This window comes from Polaromonas sp. LjRoot131 (assembly GCF_964252805.1).
Classification (GTDB): domain Bacteria; phylum Pseudomonadota; class Gammaproteobacteria; order Burkholderiales; family Burkholderiaceae_C; genus Polaromonas.
This window is the reverse complement of the sequence record NZ_CAXUPF020000001.1, coordinates 2,147,685-2,160,284: the sequence shown is the minus strand read 5'-3', so window position 1 is coordinate 2,160,284 and position 12,600 is coordinate 2,147,685. Positions and strand designations below refer to the sequence as shown.

Below are 12,600 nucleotides of genomic sequence, written 5' to 3'. Positions count from 1 at the left end.
CGGTGCCAATCAAGGCGCGCGACGACGCCCAGACCGGGCGTCTGGGCTAGGAGTGCAACGCGGAGTGGCGCCGCTTTCACCCCATTCCCTCCGGGTTGCGATCAAAAAGGCCTTGCGCGGCGTTGCAAAGCCTTGACGGGGCTCACCCCGCCTGCGTTTTGCGCCTTGCTCAAGGCCTTTTTGACTCGCAACGCATCTTGCAAACATAGCGTTCACAGACCCTAGATCAGCTTTTCATCCGGCGTGCTGATTTTCTTGAGCGGCTCGTGGCGCGTGGCGGGCATCTTCAGCGGGATGTCGGTGTGCGCGTCGTCCCAGACCGGGTCTTCGATGCTGTCAAAAACCTCGCGCAGCTTCTGGCCCCAGCTGCTGTGCATCATGCGGTAGTAGGGGTTGTCGTTGTCGATGCAGACGATCTTGTCGCTCTTGTAGGTATCGGCTTCGTAGACCACCAGGTCCAGCGGCAGGCCAACCGAGAGGTTGGACTTCATGGTCGAGTCCATGGAGACCAGCACACATTTGGCGGCCTCGGCCAGCGGCGTGGCGGGGGTCAGCACGCGGTCCAGAACGGGCTTGCCGTACTTGGATTCGCCGACCTGGAAGTAGGGCGTTTCGTCGGTGGCTTCGATGAAGTTGCCGGCCGAGTACATCTGGAACAGGCGCATGTTCTCGCCGCGTATTTGCCCGCCGAAGACCAGCGAGACGTTGAAGTCCACGTCGGCGTTTTTGAGCGCCTCGGCGTCGCGATCGTAGACGCGGCGAATCGCCGAGCCCAGCACGCGGGCGGCATCGAACATGCTTTTGGCGTTCCAGATGGTGATGGACTCGCCGCCGTCGTGGTCCTTGAGCTGCTCGACCTGCAGGATCTCGCGGATCGATTGCGAGATCGACAGGTTGCCGGCCGACAGCAGCACCATGAAGCGGTCGCCGGCCTTTTCGTAGACGATCATCTTGCGGAAGGTGCTGATGTGGTCCAGGCCCGCGTTGGTGCGGGAGTCTGACAAAAACACCAGCCCGGCGTTGAGTTTGGCGGCGACGCAATAAGTCATGAGCTGCTTTGGGGAAGTGGGGATCGTGGGGGAGGTCGGGTTGCGCTGGGTCACGGGGAGACGGAGATCTTTTTGAGGCGGTACAGGACGTCAAGCGCTTCGCGAGGCGTCAGCGCATCGGGGTCTATGGTACCCAATGCCTTGTCGACGGCGCTTTGCTCGGGCGCGGCCGATTCGGGCGGAGCGGCGAACAGGTCGACCTGGGCGCGCGCTTCCGTCTGGTGGGCTTCGAGCGCATTGAGCGCATGGCGGGCGTGGTTGACGACGGCGGCGGGCACGCCGGCCAGCTTGGCCACGGCAATACCGTAGCTTTTGCTGGCGGGGCCGGGCTCGATGTGGTGCAGGAACACGATGTCGGCGCCGGATTCGACGGCGCTCACGTGCACATTGATCGCGCCGTGGTGCTGGGCCGGGAATTCAGTGAGTTCGAAATAATGCGTGGCGAACAGCGTGAAGGCCTGGGTCTTGTTGTGCAGGTAGGCGGCGATGCCGCCGGCCAGCGCCAGGCCGTCGAAGGTGGAGGTGCCGCGGCCGATCTCGTCCATCAGCACCAGGGAGTGCGGCGTGGCGGCGTGCAGGATTTGGGCGGCCTCGGTCATCTCGAGCATGAAGGTCGATTGCGCGTTGGCCACGTCGTCGGCCGCGCCTATGCGGGTGTGGATGGCGTCTATGGGCCCGAGCCGGCAGCTGGCCGCCGGCACATAGGAGCCCACGCTGGCCAGCAGCACGATGAGGGCCACCTGGCGCATATAGGTCGATTTACCGCCCATGTTGGGGCCGGTGATGACCTGCATGCGGTGCTTGCCGCTCATGGCGGAGTCGTTTGCGATGAAGGAGCCGCCGCCGGTTTCGGCCAGGCGGGCTTCCACCACCGGGTGCCGGCCCTGGACGATGTCGATGCAGGGCTCGCGCACGAACACCGGCGCCGCCCAGTTCAGCGTGAGCGAGCGCTCGGCCAGCGCGCACAGCGCGTCCAGCGAGGCCAGGGCGCGCGCCAGGCGGCTCAGCGCGGGAATGTAGTCCTGCAGCTGGTCGAGCAGCTGTTCGTACAGCCACTTCTCGCGCGCCAGGGCGCGTTCCTGCGCCGACAGGGCCTTGTCTTCAAAGGCCTTGAGTTCGGGGGTGATGTAACGCTCGGCGTTTTTCAGGGTCTGGCGGCGGCGGTAGTCGTCGGGCACCTTGTCGAGCTGGCCCTGCGTGACCTCGATGTAAAAACCGTGCACCTTGTTGAACTGCACACGCAGGTTGGCGATGCCGGTGCGGGCTTTTTCGCGGACTTCGAGGTCCAGCAGGAAGCCGTCGCAATTGGTCTGGATGGCGCGCAGCTCGTCGAGGTCGGCGTCGCAGCCGTGGTTGATGACGCCGCCGTCGCGGATCAGCGCGGCGGGCTCGTCCAGCACATAGCGGCCCAGCAGCGCGGCGCAGCCGGCGGGCGGCTGCAGGTCTTCAAAGATGCGCGTCAGCAGTTCCGGGAAGTCGCTGCCTGCGGGCGCGGCCAGTTCGGCTTTTTGCAGCGTGTCTTTCAGCGCCACCAATTCACGCGGCCGCACCTGGCGCAGCGCGATGCGGGCGGTGATGCGCTCCACATCGCTGCAGCCTTTGAGCTTGGCGCGCAGGGTTTGCTGCGGGCCGCCGCGCAAATGTGTGATGGCATCGAGGCGCGCCGCCGCCTGGGCGCGGTCGCGGCGCGGTGTGAGCAGCCAGCTTTTGAGTGCGCGGCTGCCCATGCCGGTGGTGCAGGTGTCCAGCAGCGAAAACAGTGTGGGCGAATCTTCGCCACGCAAGGTCTGCGTGAGTTCGAGGTTGCGGCGCGTGGTTTGCGGCAGCTCGATCAGTTCGCCGGATCGCACCACCTGCAGGCCTTGCACGTGCGACAGCGCCCGGCCCTGGGTGTGTTCGGCATAACCGAGCAGCGCGGAGGCGGCGGCGTGCGCTTCGTTCAATGCCTCGGCGTTCCAGGAGGCAAGCGAGGCGACCTTGAGCTGGTCCAGCAGGCGGCGCGCGCCCAGGGCGGTGTCGAACTGCCAGGCCGGTCGGGCGGTGGAGGCGCAGCGCTGGGCTTTGAGGCGCTGCTCGAAGGCCGGCGTCACGTCGATGTTGTAGAGCAGCTCGCTGGGCGCCACGCGCGCCAGCCAGGCTTCGAGTTCGTCGTTGGCGCAGTGCGCCAGGTGGATCTCGCCCTGCGTCACACTGAGCCAGGCCAGGCCGCAGGTGTTGCGCGCGCCCTGGTGCACGGCCAGCAGGATGGATTCGTTTTTGTCGTTGAGCAGTTCGGTGTCGGTCAGCGTGCCGGGCGTGACCACACGCACTACTTTGCGCTCGACCGGGCCCTTGCTGGTGGCGACGTCGCCGACCTGCTCGCAGATCGCCACCGATTCGCCGAGCTTGATCAGCTTGGCGAGGTAGCCTTCGAGCGCATGGAAGGGCACGCCGGCCATGACGACCGGTTCGCCGGCCGACTGGCCGCGCCGCGTCAGCGTGATGTCGAGCAGGCGCGCGGCTTTTTCGGCATCGGCGAAAAAGACTTCATAAAAGTCGCCCATGCGGTAAAACACCAGCGTGTCGGGGTACTCGGCCTTGATGCCGAGGTACTGCTGCATCATGGGCGTGTGAGCGGCCAGCGGCGGCATGCCTGAGCTCATGGGCGTCACGGGGCTGGCGGTACTGGCTAGTTCGGGTCTCACGGGGCGGTTGTCACTCATGCGTTGGGTGGGAAGAAGCGGCGGGCGCCGGGGCCAATCCCGCATTATCGATGGGCGCCGGCCCGGCCGGTTTGGTGGGTTCGGCCAGCACGCGGGCCTGGGCTTGCCGCAGCTCCCGTGCCATGGCGCAGGCCAGCTCCAGCCGGCGCAGAAGCCAGGGCGTGAGGTCGGTGATCATCAGCGGGTCGGGCCGGGGCTGGAAGGGCTGGCCGGCAATGGCCGGGCCGGCTGGGGGCGGCGTGCCCCCGGTGTCCGACAGTTCGGCTTCGATGCGCTTGGCGGCCCGCGCCAGCGCCGGCCTGGCGACCGCGAGGTCGAGTTGGGCGCGATGCAGCAGCAACAGGGATTTGACGGCCGTGAGCTGGGCCAGCAACTGGTAGCTGCGCGCCTGCAGGGCCTCGAGCGGCTCCAGCGGCGGCCGCACCTTTTGCGGCTCAGCCAGGCTGCGCTGGGCGGCCAGCGTGAGGTCGGACAGGCTGTCGTAGGCCTCGCGCCGGGCCAGCCGCCAGGGCAGGTCGGACGCGCGGGCCTCGTCCAGCAGCGCGAGCGCCAGTTGCGCATGTTTGGCCTGGGCGCGTCCGCTGCGCCGGGCCAGTGCCGGAAGCTGGTTGCGCTCCCAAGCCGGCAGCACATAGCTGAACAGCCAGGCGATCAGCGCGCCCAGCAGGGTGTCGGCCAGGCGCTCGGCCACGGCGAAACCGGGCTGCACGCCCGCCAGCAGCAGGTGCGCCTGCAACAGGCCGGCGACGGTGGCCGCGATCGAGGTGAAAAGGTAGCGCCGCAGCGCAAAGGCATGCGCCAGCCCCATGCTGAGCGCGATGACGCCGAAGATGGCGCGGGCGCCCGGGTGCGCGGCCAGCATCCCCATGACCAGCACGCAGCCCAGCAGCGTGCCGGCGACGCGGGCGTTGCGGCGCTGCACGGTTTGCGCCAGGTTGCCGCGCATCACGACCACGATGGTCAGCAGGATCCAGTATTCATGCGCCACCCAGGGCAGGTGCAGCGACACCGTGTAGCCGGCCGCCACGGCCAGCGCGCAGCGCAGCGCGTAGCGCAGGATGGGCGCGCTCCAGCCCAACTGCCCCAGCAGCGGCTTCCAGGACCAGTGGGTGGTGCTGACGAAGAGCTGCCACTGGGTGCGCACGGCCGACAGCCCGGGCGGGATGTCGCCGCGCGCCAGCGCCGCCAGTTTCACGGCCTCGTCGTTGATGTGGCCTATGCGGTCGGCCATGTTGTGCAGCAAAGCCAGCGGGTCCGTGGTGTCTATGCGCAGCGGGTCGGGCGCCAGCGGGTCTATGCGTTTGCTGCGCGGCGGTAGTGCGCCGGCGAGTTGCGGTCGCAGGTCGGTGATGGCGGCGATCATCGCGCCGCGCCGGCCCAGCAGCAGGTCCATGCCCAGCGCTTCCAGCCGCGCGGCGGTGCTGTCCAGCGCCAGTTGCAGGGCGGGCAGCACGGCCACGCTGGCGCTGTGCTCGAGCAGGAAATCCAGGTCCAGGTCGCAGGCGAGCTGGTGGTCGCGCGCCTCGAGCAGGCTCAGCAGCATGGCCGCCAGGCGCTGGCGCTCCGGCGTGGTGGGTGACTCCAGCACCACGTCGCGCGTGTTCTGCAGGTGGTCGGCCAGCGCGGCCTGCTGCTGCAGCATGCGCGCCAACAGCGCGGAATGGTCGGGCTGCGGGCCGAAGCGCTGGGCCTGGGTGCGCAGGATCTGCGCGAAGCTGTGCAGGCATTCGGCCAGCAGCTGCGCGCGAAAGCGCTGGTTCAGCAGGTGGGTGGTGAACACCGCCCACAGCAGGTACAGCCCGGCGCCGGCCAGGAACCAGGCGCCGTGCAGCGCGATTTGCCCCAGCGAAGCCACCGGCGGCGCGGCCATGGAAAACAGGGTGGAAAACAGCAGCGAAAAACAGATCGGCCCGCCGCGCTTGCCCCAGGCCATCATCATCACGGCCAGGAAGGTGGCGGCCGTGACCACGATGCCCAGCAACAGCTCGTCGTGGCGCACCAGTTGCACCAGCATGAAGAGCGGCGCGCCCAGCAGCGGCGCGGGCAGCATCTGCATGATCTTGCGCCGGCGCGGCGCGGGCACGTCGGGCAGGCTGGTGATCAGCACGCCCACCGCGGCCGTGGAGGCGGCGGCCAGGCCGGCGGCCTCGAAGATGGCCAGCATGATGAGCACCAGGCCGAGCGAGACCGTCAGCCCGTTGGCCACGTACTGGCTTAGCAGCACGTGCAGGCTTTTTTGCAGCCAGCCTTGCGCCCGGCGCTGCAGGCGGGTTGCCAGCGCGGGGGAAAGGGCAGGGTCGGGCCGGTTCATGGTGTGCCTGGGCACACTTTACCTTTACCGAAACGCGCGGCCATGAAAAAAGCCCGCGAAGCGGGCTTTGTTTAGAAAGGCGCGTCCGGCGCCTTGGGCGCGCTGTCCGCGGCCTTGATGCGCTTGGCCTTGAGCGTCGGCTTTTCGACCGGGGCGGGAGCGGGGGCCGCCGCGTCTTCGCCGTTTTCCGCACTGTCTTCCGCGGCGGGCGCGTCCTTGAGAGCCTGGCGCACGGCAGCCTTGTCGCCGGCGCCGGCGAACTTGCTGTACTTGCCCAGGGTGCCGACCAGCTGGCCGTAGATGCGCGGGTTGCCGGCCACACATTCGCCGTGGTCCATGAAGTCGGCTTCGCCGGTGAAGTTGCCGATCAGGCCGCCGGCCTCGGTCACCAGCAGCGAGCCGGCTGCGACGTCCCAGGGCTTGAGGTTGGACTCAAAAAAGCCGTCGCTGAAACCGGCGGCCACATAGGCCAGGTCCAGCGCCGCGGCGCCGGGGCGGCGCACGCCGGCGCACTGGCTCATGACTTCGCCCAGCATGTTGAGGTAGGTCTTGAGCTTGTCGCCGGGGCGATAGGGAAAGCCGGTGGAAATCAGGCATTCCTGCAGGCGGGTGCGCTTGGCCACGCGGATGCGGCGGTCGTTCATGTAGGCGCCGCGGCCTTTGGTGGCGCAGAAAATGTCGTTGCGGGTGGGGTCGTAGACCACAGCCTGTTCGACCTTGCCCTTGACGGCCAGCGCGATGCTGACGCAATAGACCGGGAAGCCGTGGATGAAATTGGTGGTGCCGTCCAGCGGATCGATGATCCAGACGAAGTCGGAGTCCTTGGCGCCATGCTCGCTGCCCGATTCTTCGGCCAGGATGCCGTGGCCGGGGTAGGCCGTCAGCAGGGTTTCGATGATCGCGGCCTCGGCGGCCTGGTCGATCTCGGTGACGAAGTCGTTGGTCTGCTTGACCGAGACGCGGACGGCTTCGACGTCAAGCGCCGCGCGGTTGATGATGGCGCCGGCAGCGCGCGCAGCCTTGATGGCCACGTTGAGCATGGGATGGAGGTTGCTGGACATAACTTGTAGGGAAGAACGGGATAAACCGGCGCCGGCGATGCGGGCGGCGGGCAATGGCGGTATTTTCCCATAAACCCGCGATACGGCCCTCTCCGGGGGGCGATACCGCGTCCGGACAGCCCCGCAAGCCGCGGCTAGGCGCCTTCCGCGATCAGGAAATCCGCGTCGGCATGCTGCTGGCGTATGGCCCGCGCTGCCTGGTATTCGGGGCTGGCGTAGCAGGCCCGCGCGGTCGCCATGTCGGCAAATTCCACGACGACGTTGCGCTCGCGGGAGCTGCCTTCCATGCTTTCGTAAGCGCCGCCGCGCACCAGGAAGTTCGCCCCGAACCTCTCGAAAGCGGGCCGTGCGGCCGTGAGGTAACGCGGGTATTCGTCAATGTTGCGCACCGAGACGCGCACGATCCAGTAAGCCTTTGCCATGGTGTTCCTTGTGTTTTGAAGTGCTGAGGGCTGGACGATACGCGTGACATTTCATTCTGAAAAATGAATAATAGAAATTATTAATATCTTTAAAAGAGATTTATGGATCTCAGTGACCTGGTGATTTTTCGGGCCGTGGTGGAGGCCGGCGGCGTGACGCGTGCGGCCGAGCGCCTGCACCGGGTGCAGTCCAACGTCACGACGCGCATACGCCAGCTCGAGGAAAAGCTGGGAACGCCGCTGTTTATCCGCGAAGGCAAGCGGCTGCATCTATCGCCGGCCGGGCAGGTGTTGCTGGACTATGCCCAGCGCCTGTTGGCCCTGGCCGATGAGGCGCGCGATGCGGTGCGCGACGGCAGCCCGCGCGGCGCCCTGGTGCTGGGCGCCATGGAAAGCACCTCGGCCGTACGCCTGCCCGGGCCGCTCAGCGACTTTGTGCGCCTGTACCCGGAAGTGAAGCTGGCGCTCAAGACCGGCAACCCGCAGCAACTGGCGGCGGCCGTGCTGGCTGGCACGGTGGATGCCGCGCTGGTGACCGGGCCCATCGTCGACGGCCCGTTCGAGCGCGAGCCGGTTTATCGCGAGGAACTGGTGATCGTGGCGGCGGCCGGCCACGCCGCCATCACCTCCGGGGGCGCCGAGCCGCCGCGCAGCATCGTCGCCTTTGAGCAAGGCTGCCCGCACCGGGCGCGGCTTGAGCAGTGGTACGCCGGAAAAAACAGCATGCCGGTGCAGACCATCGAAATCACCTCTTACCATGCGATGCTGGGCTGCGTGGTGGTGGGCATGGGGATCTCGCTGGTGCCGCTCAGCGTGCTGGCGACCTTTCCCGAGCGCGCGCGCCTGAGCGTGCACGCCTTGCCGCCCGGCAGCGACTGCGCGCAAACCGACCTGATCTGGCGCAAAGGCGCGATGTCGCCGAAGATCAGGGCGCTGGTCCAGGTCCTGAAGCCATCCGCATAGGACAATCCCGTCCCATGCGTACCCGATTCATCCTGATCAATACCAGCCACGCCGGCAACGTCGGCGCCACCGCCCGCGCCATGAAGACCATGGGTTTTGAGGACCTGGTGCTGGTCGCGCCGCGCTGGGCCAATGTGCTGAACCGCGAAGAAACCATACAGCGGGCCAGCGGCGCGCTCGACGTGCTCAAAAACGCCCGTATCGTCGCCACGCTGGACGAGGCGCTGGACGGCATGGCCCACCTGTGCGCCACCGCCATGACGCCGCGCGACTTCGGCCCGCCCACGCGTGCGCCGCGCGAGCACTTTGCGGGTTTGCTGGGGCAGGGCGAGCCGTCCGGAGCGCTGCCTGCCGCGCCCGAATCGGTGGCCTTTTTGTTCGGCTCAGAGCGTTTCGGCATGCAGAACGAGGACGTCTACCGCTGCCATGTGGCGCTCAGCATCCCGACCGACCCGAAGTTCGGCTCGCTGAACCTGGGTGCGGCGGTGCAATTGATCGCTTATGACTGGCGTCAGGCGCTGGGCGGCTTCAGTGTGCAGCCGGCAACGGCCGAGCCCGCGCAGGCCGACGCGGCGGCGGTGGCCGGCATGCTGAAGCACTGGGAAGAGGCGCTGGCCGGCATTGGCTTTCTGGACCCGGCCTCGCCCAAAAAACTGATGCCGCGACTCAACCAGCTGTTCAACCGTGCCCAGCTCAGCCCCGAGGAAATCCACATCCTGCGCGGCGTGGCCAAGGCCATGCTGCAAAAGGCCTCCGAAGCCGGGGGCAAAACCGCCGCTCCGGCAGCCATCCCGCGCCCTCAGTAGACTTCGCCTATGTTTTCCCGACTCCGCTCCGACATCCAGTGCATCCTCGACCGCGATCCCGCCGCCCGTACGGCCTGGGAAGCGCTGACCTGCTACCCCGGGCTGCATGCCCTGGTGCTGCATCGCCGCGCGCACTGGTGCTGGAACCACGGCTTCAAATGGCTGGGCCGCTTCATCTCGCATGTGTCGCGCTGGATGACCGGCATTGAGATCCATCCCGGCGCCAAGATCGGCGAGCGGGTGTTTTTCGACCATGCCATGGGCGTGGTGGTCGGCGAAACCGCCGAGATCGGCGACGGCTGCACGATTTACCAGGGCGTCACGCTGGGCGGCACTTCGCTCTACAAGGGCGCCAAACGGCACCCGACGCTGGGCCGCGACGTGGTGGTCAGCGCCGGCGCCAAGGTGCTGGGCGGCTTTGTGGTCGGCGACGGCGCCAAGATCGGCAGCAATGCGGTGGTGATCAAGCCCGTGCCGGCCGGGGCCACGGCGGTGGGCATTCCGGCGCGCATCATCCCGTCCAAAGTGGGCGAAAGTGCCGACGTCACGACCTCGCCCAAGTTCTCCGCTTACGGCATCACCCTGGACGACGACCCGCTCGGACAGGCCATGAAGGGGCTGATCGACAACGCATCGTCCCAGGAGCACCAGATCGCCCTGCTGTGGCAGGCGATTGAAAAACTCTCGGGCCCACAAACGGCCATGAGCAAGGATTGCGTGCCCAAGGACGCAGCGCTGACGGAGACGTTTGAGGCCGAGAAGTTGAACCAGCTGGTCGGAAAATAGCCGCCGGTTTCAAGCCACGTTCAGCGCGCGCTCCAGGAAAGCGGCGGCCTGCAGGCAGGCGCGGTCGGCATGCGGCGCGCCAATGATTTGCAGGCCCATGGGAAAGCCGTTCACCCCCGTGGCGCCGGCCACGTTCACACAGGGCACACCGAGCAGCGTCCAGGCGCGGTTGAAGATCGCCGCGCCGGTGCTGCCATAGCCCGCGGGCGCTTCGTCGGGCGCGCTGGGCGTCATCAGCACGTCGAATCCCTCAAACCAGTCCGCGCAGGCTTTGCGGCCTTCTGATGCAGTGCGTTGTGCGGCTTCGTAGGCGGCCGGCGTGATGTTGCGCGCCGCCAGCAGGTAGTTGCGCAGGATGTCCGACAGTGCGTCGGAATGGTGATCCACTTCCCAGGCCAGGCTGCGCCAGACCTCGTAGCCCTGGATGATGTCCTGCGCGTCGAACACGTCCTTGATCCAGCCGGGCAGGGTGATGCGCCTCATGTCGGCGCCGGCTGCCTTCAATGCCTGGCTGCCGGCTTCCAGGGCCTGCCGGGCGCTGGGGGACAGTTCGGCCCAGGGATAGGCCTCGGGAACGCCGACCACCCAGGGTTTTGGGGGCGCGGCATCGAGCGCCAGCGCACGGCCGCTGAGCGCCTGGGCAAACCAGGCGGCCTCGGGCACGCTGGCGGCGAACAGGCCAACCGTGTCCAGCGACCAGGAAAAACATTTGAGCCCGGCCGTGGGCAACAGGCCGAAGCTGGGTTTGAAGCCGGTGACGCCGCAGTAAGACGCCGGGCGTATCACCGAACCACCGGTCTGCGTGCCGATGGCAAAAGGCACCAGGCCCGCCGCGACCGCCGCCGCAGAACCTGCAGAGGAGCCGCCCGGCGTGCGCCCCGGCGCGTTCGGGTTCAGCGTGGCCGTGGGATTCAGAAAAGCGAATTCGGTGGTGCTGGATTTGCCGATCAGCAGCCCGCCCGCGCGGCGGATCACGCCGACCATGGCCGCGTCGACGCGCGCCGGTTCCGTCGGGTAGAGCGCCGAGCCGTAGCGCGTGGGGAAATCGCGGGTGTCGAAGATGTCCTTGAGGGCCACGGGCAGGCCACGTAGCGGGCCTGTGAGGGCGGGGATTTGGGCCAGCGCCGTGGGCAGGTCCAGGCGGGCGGTAAAGGCGCGCAGCGTGGGCTCAGCCGCGTCTATGCGTGCAAAGCTTTCTGTGAGCAGGCTCGTCGCGTCCAGCGTGCCGGCAGCCAGCCCGGCGGCCGTCTCTATGGCAGACGGCGCTGGCGGCTTCATGGTGCCGGTGTGCGGATGGCCGATTTCGGCCGGAAGGCCTTGCAGACAGCCGGGTCGGTTTCGAGGTAGGGGCCGCCTATCAGGTCTATGCAATAGGGCACGGCGGCAAAAATGCCGGGCACCACCGAGTCGCCGGCTTCGTTTTTGAGGCCTTCGAGGGTTTCCTGGATGGACTTGGGCTGGCCGGGCAGGTTGAGGATCAGGCTTTTGTCGCGGATCACCGCGCACTGGCGCGAAAGGATGGCCGTGGGCACGAATTTGAGGCTGATCTGCCGCATCTGTTCGCCGAAGCCGGGCATTTCCTTGTGGGCGACGGCCAGGGTGGCTTCGGGTGTCACGTCGCGCGGCGCGGGGCCGGTGCCGCCGGTGGTCAGCACCAGTGAGCAGCCGGCGTCGACCAGCGCGATCAGCGCAGCGCTGATGCCGGCCTGCTCGTCGGGAATCAGGCGCTCTTCAAAGGTGATGGGGTTGCGCAGTGCGCGCGTAAGCCAGTCTTTCAGCGCCGGCAGGCCTTTGTCGACGTAGACGCCGGCCGAGGCGCGGTCGCTGACCGAGACAATGCCGATCTTGACCGCCTCAAAAGCCTGGCTCATGCCTGGGGTTCCTCAGCCTCGTCCGGGCCTTTCGCCAGGGTTTGCCGCACCAGCTGGAAGATTTCGCGGTAGGACTTGCCGTGGCGCGGCGCCTCGCCGGGTTTTTCGGGCTTGGCGTCCTTGCGGGCCTGGCGGACCAGCGCGCGCAGCTGCTGCGAATCGGTGCCGGGGTGTTCTTCGAGCCAGGTGCCCAGCGCGGCGTCGTCGGCGATCAGCTTGTCGCGCCACTGCTCGGCCAGGTGCAGCGCCAGCGTCAGGTCGGCCGAGCCGTTGAGTTGCTCGTTGATCGCTTCGCGGATGGGTTCCGGGTCCAGCGGCCGCATCAGCTTGCCGATGAACTGCATCTGGCGGCGCCTGCCCTCGAAATTGGTGATCTTTTTGGCGTCGGCGATGGCGTCGCGCAGCTTGTCGGGCAGGTCCAGGCGCGCCATCAGGTCGGCGCGCAGGGTCAGCAGCGCTTCACCGAGCGCTTGTTTTTCATCGGCCTCGGCCTTGAGTTGGGTTTTGCTGGGCGGGCCGACTTCTTCAAGCGCGATTTCCTCGGGTTTGACGAAGCGTCCGTTGGACCAGTAGCCCTTGATGGCCTTGGGAGTCTTGTTGTTCATGGCAGTCAGTATCATAGCTACCCA

The 12,600-nt window shown here is 67.3% G+C and carries 11 protein-coding genes; 3 read left to right on the top strand and 8 right to left on the bottom strand.

All coding sequences use genetic code 11. The annotated features are described in order from the left end of the window. Positions 1-221 precede the first annotated feature (221 nt). The 5 genes from ACSQ27_RS10155 to ACSQ27_RS10135 all read right to left on the bottom strand — a co-directional run bounded on the left by ACSQ27_RS10155 (position 222) and on the right by ACSQ27_RS10135 (position 7,545). Positions 222-1,049, bottom strand: a complete 828-nt coding sequence (locus tag ACSQ27_RS10155; protein ID WP_436155317.1) for a peptidase — start codon at positions 1,047-1,049, stop codon at positions 222-224. 50 nt (positions 1,050-1,099) lie between these two features. Continuing rightward, complete coding sequence (gene mutS, locus ACSQ27_RS10150) at positions 1,100-3,691, bottom strand: DNA mismatch repair protein MutS (protein ID WP_436155432.1); 2,592 nt, start codon at positions 3,689-3,691, stop codon at positions 1,100-1,102. A gap of 52 nt (positions 3,692-3,743) precedes the next feature. Continuing rightward, complete coding sequence (locus ACSQ27_RS10145) at positions 3,744-6,062, bottom strand: FUSC family protein (RefSeq protein ID WP_436155316.1); 2,319 nt, start codon at positions 6,060-6,062, stop codon at positions 3,744-3,746. 71 nt (positions 6,063-6,133) lie between these two features. After that, positions 6,134-7,123 (bottom strand): inositol monophosphatase family protein, encoded by a 990-nt coding sequence (locus ACSQ27_RS10140; protein WP_436155315.1) that lies wholly within the window; start codon positions 7,121-7,123, stop codon positions 6,134-6,136. A gap of 134 nt (positions 7,124-7,257) precedes the next feature. Further along, the gene (locus ACSQ27_RS10135) at positions 7,258-7,545 is read right to left on the bottom strand and encodes a DUF1330 domain-containing protein (RefSeq protein WP_436155314.1); all 288 of its coding nucleotides are present in this window, start codon (positions 7,543-7,545) and stop codon (positions 7,258-7,260) included. Positions 7,546-7,647: 102 nt separating this feature from the next. Here ACSQ27_RS10135 and ACSQ27_RS10130 point away from each other — a divergent pair, with 102 nt between their 5' ends. From ACSQ27_RS10130 to cysE, 3 genes are read left to right on the top strand one after another with little or no spacing between them, the layout of a single operon-like run. Continuing rightward, on the top strand, positions 7,648-8,508 hold the full coding sequence (locus tag ACSQ27_RS10130; RefSeq protein WP_436155313.1) for a LysR family transcriptional regulator: 861 nt from the start codon (positions 7,648-7,650) through the stop codon (positions 8,506-8,508). 14 nt (positions 8,509-8,522) lie between these two features. Beyond that, positions 8,523-9,314, top strand: a complete 792-nt coding sequence (locus ACSQ27_RS10125) for an RNA methyltransferase (protein ID WP_436155312.1) — start codon at positions 8,523-8,525, stop codon at positions 9,312-9,314. A 9-nt stretch (positions 9,315-9,323) separates the two neighbouring features. After that, on the top strand, positions 9,324-10,100 hold the full coding sequence (gene cysE / locus ACSQ27_RS10120; protein WP_436155311.1) for a serine O-acetyltransferase: 777 nt from the start codon (positions 9,324-9,326) through the stop codon (positions 10,098-10,100). Positions 10,101-10,109: 9 nt separating this feature from the next. On the opposite strand, the gene ACSQ27_RS10115 is transcribed toward cysE, so the two are convergent. Genes ACSQ27_RS10115 through yjgA form a run of 3 tightly spaced genes read right to left on the bottom strand, consistent with a single transcriptional unit; the run spans position 10,110 to position 12,576 of the window. After that, positions 10,110-11,378, bottom strand: coding sequence for an amidase (locus ACSQ27_RS10115; RefSeq protein WP_436155310.1), 1,269 nt, complete (start codon positions 11,376-11,378; stop codon positions 10,110-10,112). After that, positions 11,375-11,971, bottom strand: a complete 597-nt coding sequence (mog, locus tag ACSQ27_RS10110; RefSeq protein ID WP_436155309.1) for a molybdopterin adenylyltransferase — start codon at positions 11,969-11,971, stop codon at positions 11,375-11,377. Before mog ends, ACSQ27_RS10115 begins: the two co-directional genes overlap by 4 nt. Next, entirely contained in the window at positions 11,968-12,576 is a 609-nt protein-coding gene (yjgA, locus tag ACSQ27_RS10105) for a ribosome biogenesis factor YjgA (protein WP_436155308.1), read from the bottom strand. Before yjgA ends, mog begins: the two co-directional genes overlap by 4 nt. Positions 12,577-12,600 lie beyond the last annotated feature (24 nt).

Coding starts and splice junctions, on each gene's coding strand:
- ACSQ27_RS10130 (WP_436155313.1), top strand. CDS start 7,648: ATGGATCTCAGTGACCTGGTGATTTTTCGGGCCGTGGTGGAGGCCGGC.
- ACSQ27_RS10135 (WP_436155314.1), bottom strand. CDS start 7,545: ATGGCAAAGGCTTACTGGATCGTGCGCGTCTCGGTGCGCAACATTGAC.
- ACSQ27_RS10115 (WP_436155310.1), bottom strand. CDS start 11,378: ATGAAGCCGCCAGCGCCGTCTGCCATAGAGACGGCCGCCGGGCTGGCT.
- cysE (WP_436155311.1), top strand. CDS start 9,324: ATGTTTTCCCGACTCCGCTCCGACATCCAGTGCATCCTCGACCGCGAT.
- ACSQ27_RS10155 (WP_436155317.1), bottom strand. CDS start 1,049: ATGACTTATTGCGTCGCCGCCAAACTCAACGCCGGGCTGGTGTTTTTG.
- mog (WP_436155309.1), bottom strand. CDS start 11,971: ATGAGCCAGGCTTTTGAGGCGGTCAAGATCGGCATTGTCTCGGTCAGC.
- ACSQ27_RS10145 (WP_436155316.1), bottom strand. CDS start 6,062: ATGAACCGGCCCGACCCTGCCCTTTCCCCCGCGCTGGCAACCCGCCTG.
- mutS (WP_436155432.1), bottom strand. CDS start 3,691: ATGAGCTCAGGCATGCCGCCGCTGGCCGCTCACACGCCCATGATGCAG.
- ACSQ27_RS10140 (WP_436155315.1), bottom strand. CDS start 7,123: ATGTCCAGCAACCTCCATCCCATGCTCAACGTGGCCATCAAGGCTGCG.
- ACSQ27_RS10125 (WP_436155312.1), top strand. CDS start 8,523: ATGCGTACCCGATTCATCCTGATCAATACCAGCCACGCCGGCAACGTC.
- yjgA (WP_436155308.1), bottom strand. CDS start 12,576: ATGAACAACAAGACTCCCAAGGCCATCAAGGGCTACTGGTCCAACGGA.